The organism is Georgenia sunbinii, assembly GCF_036421875.1.
Classification (GTDB): Bacteria; Actinomycetota; Actinomycetes; order Actinomycetales; family Actinomycetaceae; genus Georgenia_B; species Georgenia_B sunbinii.
In genome coordinates, this window is the sequence record NZ_JAZGOL010000001.1 from 680,853 (window position 1) to 695,383 (window position 14,531).

Below are 14,531 nucleotides of genomic sequence, written 5' to 3' on the forward strand. Positions count from 1 at the left end.
CGTACTCATTTCGTCCGATGGGTGTGAGGGGCCGCGCACGGGTGTGCCGTCACAGCCCCGCCATAGCCTACGGCCCAGGCACCCACGACTCAGCGCCCGCCTCGCCCCGGGCGCTCACCTCGTCCGCCTCGCCCCCTGCGCTCGCCTCGCCCCGATGGCTCAACGGTCGCCAGTCCTGGCACTCCCCCGTGAGCGATACTGGCGAGCCATCTGCCCACGCCGGGCTGCCGGGCGCGCGAGGGGCCGCGCGGACCGCGCCGGTACCGCGGCGGGCTACGTCGCCAGGACCTCCGGGAGGCCGAAGCTGGTGAACAGGCCGGGTGTGAACCACGCCGTCACGTGCGCCACGCCGTCGGGCCTGGCACTGATCTGCTGGATGTGGAACGCACGGTGCACGCCGTCCTGCCCGCGCATGTACAGCGCCATCGCCGGCAGCCCGTTCGCGGCGGTCGGGACCATCCGCATGTCGCCCGGGGCGCGGGCCGGGCACCAGGTCGCGATGAGGGTGCGCACCTGCTGCGGCCCCTGGTACCAGCCGGGGAACGGCGGCATCTCCCAGACGACGTCGGCGGCGAGGAGGTCGACGATCGCCCCGATGTCGTACGCCTCGAAGGCCGCGACGTAGGCATCGAGCAGCCGGCGACGGCGGTCGTCCGCGGGCAGCACCGGGGGCGCCTCGGTGTCGATGGCGTCGAGCCGGGCTCGGGCCCGCTGCAGCGTCGAGTTCACCCCGGCGACGGTCATGTCGAGGGACTCCGCCACCTCCCGCGCGCGCCACGCGAGCACGTCGCGCAGCAGCAGCACGGCCCGCTGCTGGGCGGTGAGGTGCTGCAGCGCCGCGACGAACGCAAGCCGGATGCTGTCGTGCGCCACCGCCTGGGTGGCCGGGTCGGCCGGCGTCGTCGCCCACAGGAGCGCGTCGGGCATGGGCTCCAGCCAGCTGGTCGACGGGTCCTCCCGCGGCTCGTGCCGGGCGTCGGTGGCGGGTGCTCCCAGCCCGGTCGGCAGCGGCCGCCGGCGCCGCCCCTCGAGGTGCGTCAAGCAGGTGTTGGTGGCGATCCGGAACAGCCAGGTGCGCAGCGAGGAGCGGTTCTCGAAGCCGTGGAAGGCCCGCCACGCCCGCAGGTAGGTCTCCTGCACGAGGTCTTCGGCGTCGTGCACCGACCCGGTCATCCGGTAGCAGTGCGCGAGGATCTCGCGGCGCATCGGCTCCAGGAGCGCGGCGACCTCGTCCTCGGTGGTGGGCGCGGAGCTCGGCGCAGTCGTCGTCCGGGTCGCTGTCGAGCGTGGCATGGGTCGACGGTACTGCGGCCTGCCAGGGAGTACCAGGGTCATCGGCCATCCCCCACGTCGGTGCTGGGCACAGGTCGTCTCCTCTCGTCGGGGCCACCACGGCCCTCTCCTGCTACCGACCTCCGGCGGTGGCGGAACTCATCGCCGCCCGCCGCGATGAGTTCGACGCCTGCCCCGGGTCGGTCATGAGTACACCGGCCCAGCTGGGCCGAGACGAGAGGAAGCCCGATGGACCGCATGATCTTCGTCAACCTGCCGGTCGGCGACCTCCTGGCCACCCGCACGTTCTACCGCGCGCTCGGCTTCGAGATCAACGAGATGTTCTCCGACGAGCACTGCGCCTGCGTGGTCATCTCGCCGACCATCTACGTCATGGCGCTCGACCACTCCCGGTTCGCCGACTTCGTCACCACCCCGATCGCCGACGCCCACGAGGTGAGCCAGGTGATCAACTGCTTGTCGGCGGCCACGCGGGACGAGGTGGACGCGTTCGTGGCGGCGGCGGTGGCCAACGGCGGCGCGGAGCACCGCGCCACCGGGATGGTCTCCGAGGGCGAGGCGCCCGACGGCGCGGTGATGTACGGCCGGGCAGTGACCGATCCCGACGGGCACGTCTGGGAGATCCTCTACATGTCCCAGCCCTCGGCGGGCTGAGGGGCGGTCAGCTGGCCAGCTCGGCGCGCCTGGCCCGCAGCAGCGTGACGGCCTCGGCCGACGTCGCCGCTCCGGCGACGGTCAGCGCCAACGCAGTGCCGGCGTCGAGCATGACCTCGAGCGCCGCCGGCTCGATCGCCGCGGCGGCGAACTCGGCGGTGTGGATCGAGGCGGTGGTCGTCGGGATGCTCACCCAGGGGTGGATCGAGGGGATGACGCGGGAGACGTTGCCCATGTCGGTCGATCCGCCCTTGGGGCCGGCCCCCGGCGTCGTGTCGTAGCCAAGGCTCTCCAGCGCCGCCGCCCAGTGGTCGCACAGCACGTCGTCGTGCTCGAGCGGCTCGTACACCGGCTCGGTGGCCACGATCTCGAGGCCGGCGCCGGTGGCCAGCGCACCGGCCTCGAAGCAGCGACGGACCCGCTCGAGGAGGGACTCGAACTCCGGCATCGAGTAGGCCCGGCACTCGAAGTCGACGACGGCGCGCTCCGGGATGATGTTCGTCGCGTCCCCGCCGTGCGCGACGACGGCCGAGACCCGGTGATCCCCGGGAATCTGCTGACGCAGCAGCCCGATCGCCACCTGGGCGACGACGGCGGCGTCCGCGGCGTTGACACCGCGGTGGGGCGACGCCGCCGCGTGGGCGCCGCGGCCGTGGAAGGTCGCCCGGTAGCGACCCACCGCCTGCGAGGTGGTGCCTCGCGGGTTGAAGCCGTGGTCGGCCGGCAGCGGGTGGACCATCACGGCGAGGTCGACGTCGTCGAACACCCCTCGCTCGAGCAGCAGCACCTTGCCGCCGCCGTGCTCCTCCGCCGGGGTGCCGATCACCTTGACCCGCAGCCCGAGCTCGCCGGCCACCGGCTGCAGCCCCAGGGCAGCCGCCACGCCGGCGCCGGCGATGAGGTGGTGGCCGCAGGCGTGGCCGATGCCGGGCAGCGCGTCGTACTCGACGCAGATCGCCACGGTCAGCGGACCGGTGCCGACGGTGGCGGTGAAGGCGGTCGGCAGCCCGGCGACGCCGAGCTCGACGGCGAAGCCCTCGCGGGCGAGCAGGTCGGTGATCGCGTCGGCGGCGTGGTGCTCGGCGAACGCCAGCTCGGGCTCGAGGTGGATGGCGCGGCTCAGCGCCACGACGAGCTCGGCGCGGGCCGCGACCGCGTGCGGGACGGCTGCGCGCCACCTGCCGGCTGCTGCCATGTCCACGGGTCCTCCTACCGGCCGGGTGTCATCGGTCAGCACGATGCTCCCACGCCGACCTCGTCAGCCGAGCCCGAGGAATGCCCCGAGCTCGACCAGCTGGCCCGGGCCGGCGGGCAGGTAGTCGGTCAGTGCGTTCCCCCGGACGATGACGGCGCACCACTGGCCGCGGGAGACGGCGACGTTGACCCGGTTGCGGTTGAGCAGGAAGTCCATCCCGCGAGGCACGTCCTGGGCCGAGGACGCGGCCATCGACACGATGACCACCGGCGCCTGCTGGCCCTGGAACTTGTCGACCGTCCCGACCGGTACCGCGTCGAGGCCGGCGGCACTCAGCTCGGCCCTGATGGCACCGACCTGGGCGTTGTACGCCGCGACGACGAGCACGTCGGCCGCGGTGAGCGATCGGTCGACGTCGGCCGACGGGTCGCGCCACCGCCGCCCGACGACGTCGCGCACCTGCGTCACGACCTCGCGGGCTTCCTCGACCGAGGCCACCGCGTTGCCCTCGTGCGCGACGAGCACGGTGCGCACCCCGGGGGTGACGCCGTCGAGCGAGCGGTCGGCGGTGTGGGGCATGCTCGTCAGCCGCCGCTCGTAGGACAGCCGGGACACCGCGGCGCACAGCTCGGGGTGCATCCGCCAGCTGCGCTCGAGGAAGTAGCCGAGCTCGGGCGGCAGCGTGTCGTGGCCGTCGGTGAGCCAGCCGAGGGCCGACCGGTCGACCGGTTCCGGGTGACGTCCCTGGCTCACCTGGGGCAGCTGCTGCGGGTCTCCCAGCAGCAGGAGGTTGCGGGCGGCGGTGGAGACCGCCAGCGTGTTGGCCAGGCTGAACTGGCCGGCCTCGTCGATGACGAGCAGGTCGAGCGGCTCGGCCGGCAGCCGGTTGGCGTTGACGAAGTCCCAGGCAGTACCGCCGAGCACGTAGCCGCCGGGGTTGGTGGCGAAGAAGCCGGCGAACCGGTTCTCCGGCAGCCACGTCCACGGCGCGTCCGGGTCGGCCGCCGTGCCGGCCGAGGGCTTCTTGCCGACGGCGGTGCGCGCTACCCCCGCCGCGGCGGTCGCGCCGAGCATGTTCTCCACGACGGCGTGGGACTGCGCGACCACCCCGATGCGCCAGCCGCGCTCGACGCGCGCCGCGATGACGTGGGCACCGACGTAGGTCTTGCCGGTGCCCGGTGGCCCCTGCACGGCGATGTACGAACCGTCGAGCTCGAGGATCGCGGCCGTGATCGCCTCGGCGTACCCGGTCGGGGACGTGGGCTGCGGCAGCACGCCGCCGTCGCGCAGCCGGGGCGGGCGCCGGCGCAGGAGGTCGAGCGCCGGCTGCTGCGGCAGTTGTGGCAGCCCCGCCTGGAGGTGGCTCGCGAGGCCGGTGATCGCTGCCTTGAGGCCGCGGGTGTCGGGTCCGGCGGCGGGGATCAGCGCCGTCGGCAAGGATGTCTGCCCCGCCTCTCCCACCGGTGCCGACTCCGCCACCAGTGCGGCGACGCGTCCGTCGGGCAGCCGGTCGACGCCACCGATCGCGGCCCGGGTGGACCAGCCACGGTGGCCGTTGACCGAGCTCTTCGCCCCTGCCGGCAGCGGTGGCTCGTACAGCAGCCACCGGGCGCTGCCCGGGGTGAGGTCGCTGCCGGGGTCCAGCCGGCCGACGACACGCACCGAGCGGTAGGCCGCCCGCTTGCCCGGGGGCACCGCCCAGTCGACGACCACCTCGGCCTCCTCGACGAGGAGCGTGTCGCGGGCGTCGGCCCACTCCGCCGGGTCGGTGGCGAGCCGGTCGAAGTGGGCCCACCAGAACGGCTTGGCCTCGCGCCAGTGGTAGTCGAGCGCGGCGGCGACCATCGCCACCGCCTGGCGGTCGGCGTCCCGTCCTGCCGGCGACGCATGGGAGTCGGCGAAGCCGAGCAACGAGGCGGCGAGCTCGTCGCCGTCGGGAGCGTCGTCGTCGACGGGGGTGGCCGACGGCAGCACGGCCGGGCCGGGCGGGAAGCCGAGCGCGGTCGCCTGCGTCACCAGCCAGTCCCGCAGCCGCAGGGTGGAGACGCAGTCCTCCCGGTTGTAGTCCGTGATCGCGTCGATGCGGCGCTGCCACTCCTCGAGCCGGCCGGCGTCGCGCTCCGCGCACGCCTCGGCGTACTCGACGATCGACTCCCCGGCGGTGACGACCTCGCCCTCGCGGGCCTGCGGCATGTACAGCGGCTCGAGCTTCTTCAGCGAGGCGGAGTCCTGGCCGATGCGCAGGCTCTGCCGGACGGTCGCGTAGAGGTCCACGAGCACCCCCTCGCGCAGCAGCCGGTCCACCGCCGACTCCCCCACGCCGTGGCGGCCCGCGAGCCGGAGCAGGGCCGACCGCTCGTAGGGCGCGTAGTGGTAGACGTGCATGTCGGGGTACCGCGCGCGGCGCTCGTCGACGTAGACCAGGAAGTCGACCAGGGCCTGCTTCTCCGCGACGCGGTCGTGCGCCCAGAACGCCCGGAAACGTGGCTCGGCGCCGTCGACCGGTGCTTCGACCAGGCCGAAGAGGTACTCCAGGCCCCAGTCATCGTCGCCCGGTCTCTCGGTCCACAGCGGGTCGCCCTCGAAGTCGAAGAAGACGTCCCCCGCGCTCGCCGGTGGCAGCGCGGCGATGGCCTGCGGCGTGTGGACCTCGAAGCGGACCTGGTCGCCTTGCTGGGCGACCTGCAGCCGCGCCTGGGCGCGCAGCTTGGTGAGCGTCGCGGAGCCGATGCCGTCGACGGGCTCGCTGCCGGTCGCGAGCGCGTCGACGGTGGTGACCCCGGCGCGCTGCAGCCGGGCGCGCTGGGTGGTGCGCAGCCCGGCGACGAGCAGCACGTCGCGCCGCGCCAGCAGCTCCGGCTCGCACAGCTCGCAGCGCAGGCAGGCACTGTAGCGGGGGTCGCCCCAGTCCACGGTCGCGCCGCCGGCCTGGTGGGTGTCGAGGACCTCCTCGAGCCGCGCGCGGCGCACCCGGTAGACCGGCAGCACGTCGTCGAGGCGGTGCGAGGTGAGGCTGGCGTCTCCCAACCACAGGTGCACCTCGGCGGACAGGGCGACGCCGGAGGCCTGCAGCTGGTCGGCGTACCCGGCGAGCTGCAGGAGAGCGGTGACCTTCACCCGGCGAGCGAGCTTGGTGTCGTAGACCCCGTACCGCCCGTCAGGCTCCCGGATGACGAAGTCCGCCCAGCCGGCGAACCGGCCGTCGAAGAAGCCCGCCTGGAACACGACGTCGGCGCCGGTGCGCAGCACCTCGAGGGTCTCCTCGCGCTTGGCCTCGAGGAGAGCGCGGTCGGCTCGACCCGCCGGCCGCTCGATCCGGGCGACGCCGCGACCTGACGCGGGGTCCCACGGGCCGTGCTGCGCCTCGAGCCCGGCGAGCACACGTGCCTCGTGCTGGTCGCCGAGCCGGGCGGCGCGCTCGAGCATGGCGTCACCGGCGAGCGCGACCGGCTCCGCGCGGCCGAGCTTGCCGTCGAGCACCCGCAGCAGCGCGAACTCGCAGGCGGCCGCGGCGGCGAGGTCGCTCGCGCTGTAGACGATGACGCCGTCGTCGAGGAGGAACATGCCCTGACCTTAGGGCCGGGGTACGACATCGCCGCTACCGCAGCACCCGGTACCAGGCCGTCATCGCGTCGGGCGGGGCCACCGTGGCGATCCGCTCGAGCCTCGTGCGCGTGCCGCCGGGCTGTGAGTACAGCCGGACACCGTCGCCGAGGAGCACCGGGACGGTGAACACGAGGACCTCGTCGAGCAGCCCGGCTGCCAGGCACTGCCGGGCGACGTCGGCGCCGAGCACGTTGACATACTTCCCGCCGGCGGCGTCGGCCGCGGCCGACGCCAGCGCGACGGCCGCTCGGAGGTCGTCGTTGAAGGTGACGCCCGGGACGTCGGTCCCCGGCAGCCGGTGGGTGAGGACCACCTGGCGGCCGTCCCACTGACCGGCGAAGGCGCCCTCCTTCTCCGGGTCGCCGCGGTTGGGGTCGTCGCCGTCGTAGGTCCGCCGCCCCACGAGGAGCGCCCCGACCTCGGTGACGAGCGCGTCGGCCACCGGGGCCGGTCCGGCGTGCTCGGCGAGCCACGACATGTCGCTACCGGGGCCGGCGATGAAGCCGTCCACCGACATCGTGGCCGAGTAGAGCAGTGTCGCCATGCCCGGACCTCCTCCGCGGGTTGGTGGACCACGGTAGCGACGTCGCGCCATGCTGTGACGCATGAGCGAGAACAAGATGCAGCCGACCGACGTCGACCCCCGCGAGTTCGTCGCCGGTGTCGAGCACCCTACCCGTCGCCACGACGCCGAGGAGCTGCTCGAGCTCATGACACGGCTCACCGGTGAGCAGCCGATGATGTGGGGGCCGTCGATCATCGGCTTCGGGAACTACCGCTACCGGTACGAGAGCGGCCGCGAGGGTGACGCCTTTCTCGTCGGGTTCGCCCCGCAGAAGGCGCGACTGAGCCTGTACGGGCTCACCGACGCACCGGAATCAGCCGAGCTGCTCGGCAGGCTCGGCAAGCACCGCACCGGGGTGTCGTGCCTCTACGTCAACAAGCTCGACGACGTCGACCGGGAGGTCCTCGCCGAGATGGTCGCCGCCGGCTACCGGCACGGGTCGACGACGGACTACGTGCACCGCGACGACTGAGGAACAACGCCGCCGCTCCACCCGTTGCCCTGGGCATGACAACTATCGGACTCATCGGCAGTGGCCACATCGGCTCGACGCTCGCGCGCCTCGCCATCGCGGCCGGCTACGACGTCGTGCTCAGCAACTCACGGGGGCCGGAGACCCTGGCCGACCTCGTGGCCCAGCTGGGCGACCGGGCCCGGGCGGGGACGTCGACGGAGGCGGCCGAGGCGGGCGACGTCGTCGTCGTCACCGTGCCGCTCAACGCCTACCGCGAGGTCCCGGTCGGCCCGCTGGCCGGGAAGGTCGTGCTGGACACGAACAACTACTACCCCGACCGAGACGGCCGCGTCGCCGAGCTCGACGACGAGAGCACGACGACGAGCGAACTGCTCCAGGCGCACCTGCCGGACTCGCTGGTGGTGAAGGCGTTCAACAACATCTACTTCGAGGACCTCGCCGAGCTCCCCCGGCCGGCCGACGCACCCGACCGCACCACGCTGCCCATCGCCGGTAACGACGACGCCGCGAAGCAGACCGCGGCCGACGTGATCGACAGGCTCGGCTACGACGTCCTCGACGCCGGCGCGCTCGCCGAGGGCTGGCGCGCCCAGCGTGACACCCCCGTCTACGTCGCGCCCTACCGCGGCGCGGACGGCGGCTCGACACCGGCTGGTGCCGACCGCATCGCGGCGCTGCTGGCGGAGGCCAGGCGGTACGGCGAGGGCTGATCCCAGCCCGGCGCCTTGACGCCGGCTCGTACGCCTGTTCGACTGTAGCCATGCGGTGGGACGGGCAGCAGATCACGACGGCCGACGACGGTGCGCTGCCCGGCCTCGCCCGGATGGCCGGACTGCTGCGCACGGTGCGCACGCCGGAGTTTGCGGGCATGACGTTCTACGAGGTGGCCGCCAAGTCGGTGCTCAACCGGGTGCCGGCCGCTTCGCAGATGCCGTTCCGGTGGACGGTCAACCCCTTCCGGGGCTGCAGCCACGCGTGCACCTACTGCTACGCGCGCAGCACCCACCGCTACCTCGACATGGATGCCGGGGCCGACTTCGACTCCCGGATCATCGTCAAGGTCAACACCCCCGAGGTGCTGCGGCGCGAGCTCACCAAGCCGTCCTGGGGCCGCGAGCAGGTCGCCCTCGGCACCAACACCGACCCCTACCAGCGCGCCGAGGGTCGCTACCGGCTGATGCCCGGGATCATCTCGGCACTTGCCGACGCCGGCACGCCGATCTCGTTGCTGACCAAGGGCACCCTGCTGCGCCGGGACCTGCCGCTGCTCGGTGCCGCGGCGTCGCAGGTGCCGGTCTCGGTCGGGGTGTCGCTGGCGATCATCGACGAGGAGCTCCAGCAGCTGGTCGAGCCCGGGACACCGACGCCGCGCGCCCGGCTCGACCTCATCCGCGCCGTCCGCGACACCGGCCTGGACTGCCACGTGATGGTCGCGCCGGTGCTGCCGTGGCTCACCGACTCCGTCGAGCACCTCGACGCCCTCCTCGGGGCGGTCGCCGCGGCGGGTGCGACCTCCGCCATGGTCATCCCCGCCCACCTGCGTCCGGGGGTCCGCGAGTGGTACCTCGGGTGGTTGGCCGAGCACCGCCCGGCGCTGGTGCGCCGGTACCAGGAGCTCTACGGCCGGGGCTCCTACGTCACGGCCAAGTACCGCGACTGGCTGCGCGACCGAGCCCGCCCGCTGCTGCGACGCCACGGGCTGACGGGGTCGCCGCGGCTGCGTGAGGTGGCAGGCAGCGCCGCGCCGATCGCGCCGGTGACCGCGCCGGAGTCGGTCATGCAGCAGTCGCTCTTCTGACGGTCTGGCCGGCCGGCCGCGAGGATCCGGCCACATCCGCCTCCGCGCTGCCCGCTTTCGCCATCCCGCCCCGGCGTGTCCCGTAGGACTCGCCGGGGGTGTGGCCGGATCTGCCGCCGCCACCGGTCCGCCCGGCCGGATCCGCCGCCACCATGAGCGCCATCACGATCCGGGTAGCGCGGATCGGTGCGTGGGATGATCGGGGGCATGCACACCGACCCCACCCCGCTCACCGGCGGGCCGCTGCCGGCCGCCGGGGGCGTGACCGTCGAGGAGTTCAAGGCGGTGTTCCGGCACCACCCCGCCGGGGTCGCCGTCATCACGCTGCGCACGCCCACCGGGCCGGTCGGCCTCACCGCGACCTCGGTCATCTCGGTCTCCGCGGACCCGCCGCTGCTGGCGTTCTCGCTGGCGTCGACCTCCTCGTCGCGCCCCGCCCTCGAGGCCGCCCAGTCCCTGGTCGTCAACTTCCTGGCCGCCGACCAGAGCGACGTCGCCGCCCGGTTCGCCCGCCGCGGCGTCGACCGGTTCGAGGGCGTCGACTGGTGCCCGCTGCCCACCGGGGAGCCGGTGCTGCGAGGCACGACGGCGTGGGTCCGGGGCCGGATCGCCCACCGCTTCCCGGTCGGCGACAGCCTGCTCATCACCGTGCACGCGGACCTCGCCCACCGCGCTGACGATCCCGAACCGCTCGTCTACGTCGACCGGACCTACCACCGGCTCGGCTGAGAGTCAGTGCCCGAAGGCCTCCGCGAGCCACCATGACGGCTCGTCGGCCACGATCTTGGCGTCGATGAGCAGCGGGCGCACCCGCGGGCCGGCGAGCCAGTCGGCCACCGGGCCGAGGTCGTCGAGGGAGCGCACCGTCACCGCCTCGAAGCCGTAGCCGCGGCCGACCGCCGCGATGTCGGTCGGCGGGAACTCCACGGTCGCCAGCTGCTCGCCGGCGAAGTGGTGCACCTCGGCGCCGTAGGCGTCGTCGTTGTACACGACGACGACCATCGCCAGCCCGAGCCGGCGCACGGTGTCCAGCTCCGCGGCGCCCATGAGCGCGCCGCCGTCGCCGAGGGCCGCGACGGCCAGCCGGTCCGGGCGGGCCAGGCCGGCGCCGATCGCGGTCGCCAGGCCGAGGCCGATCGACTGGAACGCCTGGGTGAAGCAGAAGCCCTGCTCGTCCGGCACGTCGAGGAACATGCTCGGGTAGCCCATGAAGTTGCCCGAGTCCACCGACACCACGCGCTCGCGCGGCAGCAGGTCGTCGAGCGCGATGGTCAGCGCCCGCGGGTCGATCCGGGTCTCGTCCGAGCAGTCCTCGAAGGGCACGTCGCGCCACCGCAGCTCGGTGCTCAGCCGGGCTCGCAGCTCCTCGCTGCGGTACCCCACGGCCGCTCCCCCGGTCCCCGGTGCCAGCTGCGCGGACACCGCCGCCGCGGTGGCGGCCACGTCCCCGACCACCCCGAAGCTCAGGTCACGATGCGCGCCGAGCGCCTCCGGGGTGTCGTCGACCTGGACGACAGTCGCTGACTCGGCCAGGAGGCGGCCGTGCCGCATGGTCCACATGTTCAGCGCGCAGCCCCAGCCGACGACGAGGTCGGCGCCGGCGATGAGCTCGGCGGCCAGCGGTGAGGAGAACCCGCCGGAGACGTCCAACGACCACGGCTCGCCGGTGAAGAGCCCCTTGGCGACGGCGGAGGTCGCCAGCAGCGCACCGCACTGGTCGGCGAGCGCGACCAGCGCGTCCCCCGCCTCGGGCGCGCGGGCACCTCGGCCGGCGACGAACACCGGGCGGCGCGCCGCCCGGATCGCCTCGGCCAGGCGCTCGTTGTCTGCGGCCGCAGCACCGGCCGGCGGCGAAGGTGCCGGCAACGGCGGGAAGGCCGGATCCCCGGCGTCGAGGTCCTGGACGTCCAGCGGCAGGCCGAGGACGACGGTCCGCCGCTGGTCACGGGCGATCGCCACGGCCGACAGCGCCGCCGCGACGGCGGTGGCCGGGTCGGTGACCCGCAGCGGGACGGCGCCGACGGCACGCGCGAGGGCGTCCTGGTCGACGTAGAAGTTCGACGTCGGCGTGGTGGCCTCCGGGGCGAGCACGACGAGGGCGGTGCGGGACTTGGCGGCCTCGGCGATCCCGGTCATCGCGTTGGTGAGGCCGCAACCCTGGTGCACCGTCAGCGCGGCCACCGTGCCCGAGGTACGGGCGTAGGCGTCGGCCATCGTCGCGGCGCCGCCCTCGTGACGGGCGGCGACGAAGGTGGCTCCGGCGTCGACCATCGCGTTGGTGACGTGGAAGTTGCCCGAGCCGACGACGCCGAACACATGGTCGACCCCGGCGCCGGCAAGCGCCCGGCCGACTGCCTCCGCGACGCGCACGGTCAGCGCTCGACGAGCGCCAGCACGCGGGCCGGCGAGCCGGAGCCGCCGACGATCTTCAGCGGCGTCGCGATGACGACGGCACCGGTGACCGGCAGCCGGTCGAGGTTCTGCAGCTGCGCCAGGCCGTACTTGTCGGCGCCCATGAGGTAGGCGTGGCACGGGAACAGCGGGTCGAAGCCGGCGGCCGCCCCGGCGTCGGTACCGACCGTCTCCACGCCGATGCCCTGCAGCGGGCTGTCCTCGGCGACCCACCGGGCGGCCTCGGCGGACAGCCCGGGGCTGTGCGGGCCGTGCTCGTCCTTGTTGATCATGTCCTGCTGGGTGGTGCGGGCCGACCAGCCGGTGCGGCACAGCAGCCAGCCGCCCTCGGGCAGCGGGCCGTGCTCGGCCTCGAAGGCGCGGATGTGCTCGACCTCGATGAGGAAGTCCGGGTTCGCGGCGACCTCGGCGGTGACGTCCAGGACGACGGCCGGTGCCACGAACGCGGCCGGCGGCACCGAGGCGATATCCGCGAGGTCCTTGCCGGTGACCCAGTGGTTGGGCGCGTCGAAGTGGGTGCCGGTGTGCTCGCCGGTGCGGAAGTTGTTCCAGTACCAGGCGGGCCCGCGGTCGTCGTAGCGCGAGATCTCCTCCAGCTCGAAGCGGGCGGTCTGGCCGAACTGCTCGGGCAGCTCGAGGAGCGGGGTCTCGTCGCTCAGCGGCGCAGTGAGGTCGACGACCTCGATGGCGCGCGAACGAAGGGCGGTGATGAGATCGGCGAGCACGGGCATGGAGTCTCCTTCGACGGTCGTTGCTGGGCCGATCCTGGCACACCCGACACCGGCTGACCGGCCCCGGTTCGGGTGCTGGGACCACGCCGGACCGAGCCGCACGCCACCGGGGTCCGCACTACGCTGCCTCCATGGCCCCACTCCGCCTCGCCCTCGCCCAGGTCAACAGCTCCGTCGGCGACCTCGACGGCAACGCCACCCGCATCCGGCGGGCCGTCACCGACGCCGCGAGCGCCGGCGCGGAGGTGGTCGTGCTGCCGGAGATGGCGCTGCCCGGCTACCCGGTCGAGGACCTCGCGCTGCGCGGGTCCTTCCAGCGCGCCGTCGCCGATCGGCTCGACGAGCTCGCCGGTGAGCTGGCATCGGCCGGCCACGGTGACATCGCCGTCGTCGTCGGCTCGCTCGGCACCACGAGCCACAACCACCCGACGAACACCGCCGCGGTGCTTCGGGGTGGGGAGGTCACCCAGGTCTACGTCAAGCACCACCTGCCCTCCTACGGCGTCTTCGACGAGTACCGCATCTTCCGCGCCGGGGACCAGCCGGTCGTCCTCGAGGTGCGCGGCCGGCGGCTGGGGCTGGCGATCTGCGAGGACATCTGGCAGACCGGCGGGCCGGTGTCGCACTACAGCGGGGAGCGCCTCGACGCGCTGCTGGTCATCAACGGCTCCCCCTTCGAGCACGTCAAGCGAGGGACTCGGCAGGAGGTCGCCGCGCAGCGGGCACGGGAGGTGGCCGCGCCGGTCGCCTACGTCAACCTCGTCGGTTCGCAGGACGACCTCGTGTTCGACGGCGCGTCGTTCGTCACCGACGCGACCGGCGCCGTCGTCGCCACCGCGCCGTCCTTCACCGAGCACCTGCTGCTCGTCGACCTCGCCGACGCCGGCGTGCCGTCGGCCGTCCACGACGCCGATCGCGGCGCCAAGGACCTCGACCCGACCGGCGAGATGTACGACGCCGTCACCCTGGGGCTGGCGGACTACGTGCGCAAGAACGGTTTCCAGAAGGTGGTGCTCGGCCTCTCCGGCGGGATCGACTCCGCGCTCGTCGCCACCATCGCGTGCGACGCGATCGGCGCGGCGAACGTCATCGCGGTGTCGATGCCCTCGGGCTACTCCTCCCAGCACTCCCGCGACGACGCCGAGGCCCTCGCCGAGGCCACCGGGCTGGACTACCGGGTGCAGCCCATCGCGCCGATGGTCGACGCCTTCCAGGGCGAGCTCGAGCTCACCGGGATCGCCGAGGAGAACCTCCAGGCGCGGGTGCGTGGGGTCATCCTCATGGCCATCTCCAACGCCGAGGGGCCGCTGGTGCTCGCGCCGGGCAACAAGTCCGAGCTGTCCGTGGGGTACTCGACGATCTACGGCGACGCCGTCGGCGGCTACGCACCGCTCAAGGACGTCTCCAAGACCCACGTGTGGGAGCTGGCACGGTGGCGCAACGCGCAGGCGGAGTCCCTCGGCCTGCCGGCGCCGATCCCGTCGAACACCATCACCAAGGCCCCGTCGGCCGAGCTGCGACCCGGCCAGCAGGACTCCGACTCGCTGCCCGAGTACGAGGTGCTCGACCGGTTGCTGGATGCCCACATCGCGGCGTCCAAGGGTCGCGGCGAGCTCATCGCGGAAGGGTTCGAGCCCGACATCGTCGACCAGGTGCTGCAGCTCGTCGGCCGGGCGGAGTGGAAGCGGCGCCAGTTCGCCCCCGGACCGAAGGTGACCCCGCTCGCGTTCGGGCGCGACCGGCGGCTGCCGATCACCAGCGCCTGGCAGGAGTCGTAAGGTCATGGCACCACCGCGCATTGG

At 73.6% G+C, this 14,531-nt stretch carries 12 protein-coding genes; 6 read left to right on the top strand and 6 right to left on the bottom strand.

Annotated elements, in window-relative coordinates; genetic code table 11:
* Positions 1-273 precede the first annotated feature (273 nt).
* The gene (locus V2J52_RS03260; RefSeq protein WP_331226222.1) at positions 274-1,293 is read right to left on the bottom strand and encodes a sigma-70 family RNA polymerase sigma factor; all 1,020 of its coding nucleotides are present in this window, start codon (positions 1,291-1,293) and stop codon (positions 274-276) included.
* A gap of 228 nt (positions 1,294-1,521) precedes the next feature.
* Here V2J52_RS03260 and V2J52_RS03265 point away from each other — a divergent pair, with 228 nt between their 5' ends.
* On the top strand, positions 1,522-1,947 hold the full coding sequence (locus tag V2J52_RS03265; protein WP_331226223.1) for a VOC family protein: 426 nt from the start codon (positions 1,522-1,524) through the stop codon (positions 1,945-1,947).
* 7 nt (positions 1,948-1,954) lie between these two features.
* On the opposite strand, the gene V2J52_RS03270 is transcribed toward V2J52_RS03265, so the two are convergent.
* From V2J52_RS03270 to V2J52_RS03280, 3 genes are all read right to left on the bottom strand, one after another.
* On the bottom strand, positions 1,955-3,142 hold the full coding sequence (locus V2J52_RS03270; RefSeq protein WP_331226490.1) for an amidohydrolase: 1,188 nt from the start codon (positions 3,140-3,142) through the stop codon (positions 1,955-1,957).
* A 63-nt stretch (positions 3,143-3,205) separates the two neighbouring features.
* Positions 3,206-6,706: a TM0106 family RecB-like putative nuclease gene (locus V2J52_RS03275; protein ID WP_331226224.1), complete on the bottom strand. Its 3,501-nt coding sequence runs from the start codon at positions 6,704-6,706 to the stop codon at positions 3,206-3,208.
* A gap of 34 nt (positions 6,707-6,740) precedes the next feature.
* Positions 6,741-7,292, bottom strand: a complete 552-nt coding sequence (locus V2J52_RS03280; protein ID WP_331226225.1) for a dihydrofolate reductase family protein — start codon at positions 7,290-7,292, stop codon at positions 6,741-6,743.
* 61 nt (positions 7,293-7,353) lie between these two features.
* Between V2J52_RS03280 and V2J52_RS03285 the strand changes: the two genes are divergently transcribed.
* From V2J52_RS03285 to V2J52_RS03300, 4 genes are all read left to right on the top strand, one after another.
* Entirely contained in the window at positions 7,354-7,785 is a 432-nt protein-coding gene (locus V2J52_RS03285; protein WP_331226226.1) for a DUF1801 domain-containing protein, read from the top strand.
* Positions 7,786-7,820: 35 nt separating this feature from the next.
* On the top strand, positions 7,821-8,498 hold the full coding sequence (locus V2J52_RS03290) for an NADPH-dependent F420 reductase (protein ID WP_491062099.1): 678 nt from the start codon (positions 7,821-7,823) through the stop codon (positions 8,496-8,498).
* 50 nt (positions 8,499-8,548) lie between these two features.
* Positions 8,549-9,586 carry an Rv2578c family radical SAM protein gene (locus tag V2J52_RS03295; RefSeq protein ID WP_331226227.1) on the top strand — a complete coding sequence of 346 codons (1,038 nt, stop codon included), beginning with the start codon at positions 8,549-8,551 and terminating at the stop codon, positions 9,584-9,586.
* A gap of 207 nt (positions 9,587-9,793) precedes the next feature.
* On the top strand, positions 9,794-10,315 hold the full coding sequence (locus V2J52_RS03300; RefSeq protein WP_331226228.1) for a flavin reductase family protein: 522 nt from the start codon (positions 9,794-9,796) through the stop codon (positions 10,313-10,315).
* Between the two features lie 3 nt (positions 10,316-10,318).
* Here V2J52_RS03300 and V2J52_RS03305 read toward each other — a convergent pair whose 3' ends face one another.
* Together V2J52_RS03305 and V2J52_RS03310 are read right to left on the bottom strand one after the other, a co-directional pair.
* Positions 10,319-11,956, bottom strand: a complete 1,638-nt coding sequence (locus V2J52_RS03305) for a thiamine pyrophosphate-binding protein (protein WP_331226229.1) — start codon at positions 11,954-11,956, stop codon at positions 10,319-10,321.
* Between the two features lie 2 nt (positions 11,957-11,958).
* Positions 11,959-12,729, bottom strand: coding sequence for a cyclase family protein (locus V2J52_RS03310; RefSeq protein WP_331226230.1), 771 nt, complete (start codon positions 12,727-12,729; stop codon positions 11,959-11,961).
* 131 nt (positions 12,730-12,860) lie between these two features.
* Between V2J52_RS03310 and V2J52_RS03315 the strand changes: the two genes are divergently transcribed.
* The gene (locus V2J52_RS03315; RefSeq protein ID WP_331226231.1) at positions 12,861-14,507 is read left to right on the top strand and encodes an NAD+ synthase; all 1,647 of its coding nucleotides are present in this window, start codon (positions 12,861-12,863) and stop codon (positions 14,505-14,507) included.
* The last annotated feature ends 24 nt before the right edge of the window (positions 14,508-14,531 follow it).

Excerpts from the sequence above, each read along its gene's own strand:
- V2J52_RS03310 (WP_331226230.1), bottom strand. The coding sequence starts at position 12,729 with ATGCCCGTGCTCGCCGATCTCATCACCGCCCTTCGTTCGCGCGCCATC.
- V2J52_RS03295 (WP_331226227.1), top strand. The coding sequence starts at position 8,549 with ATGCGGTGGGACGGGCAGCAGATCACGACGGCCGACGACGGTGCGCTG.
- V2J52_RS03275 (WP_331226224.1), bottom strand. The coding sequence starts at position 6,706 with ATGTTCCTCCTCGACGACGGCGTCATCGTCTACAGCGCGAGCGACCTC.
- V2J52_RS03270 (WP_331226490.1), bottom strand. The coding sequence starts at position 3,142 with ATGGCAGCAGCCGGCAGGTGGCGCGCAGCCGTCCCGCACGCGGTCGCG.
- V2J52_RS03260 (WP_331226222.1), bottom strand. The coding sequence starts at position 1,293 with ATGCCACGCTCGACAGCGACCCGGACGACGACTGCGCCGAGCTCCGCG.
- V2J52_RS03265 (WP_331226223.1), top strand. The coding sequence starts at position 1,522 with ATGGACCGCATGATCTTCGTCAACCTGCCGGTCGGCGACCTCCTGGCC.
- V2J52_RS03280 (WP_331226225.1), bottom strand. The coding sequence starts at position 7,292 with ATGGCGACACTGCTCTACTCGGCCACGATGTCGGTGGACGGCTTCATC.
- V2J52_RS03290 (WP_491062099.1), top strand. The coding sequence starts at position 7,821 with ATGACAACTATCGGACTCATCGGCAGTGGCCACATCGGCTCGACGCTC.
- V2J52_RS03315 (WP_331226231.1), top strand. The coding sequence starts at position 12,861 with ATGGCCCCACTCCGCCTCGCCCTCGCCCAGGTCAACAGCTCCGTCGGC.
- V2J52_RS03285 (WP_331226226.1), top strand. The coding sequence starts at position 7,354 with ATGAGCGAGAACAAGATGCAGCCGACCGACGTCGACCCCCGCGAGTTC.
- V2J52_RS03300 (WP_331226228.1), top strand. The coding sequence starts at position 9,794 with ATGCACACCGACCCCACCCCGCTCACCGGCGGGCCGCTGCCGGCCGCC.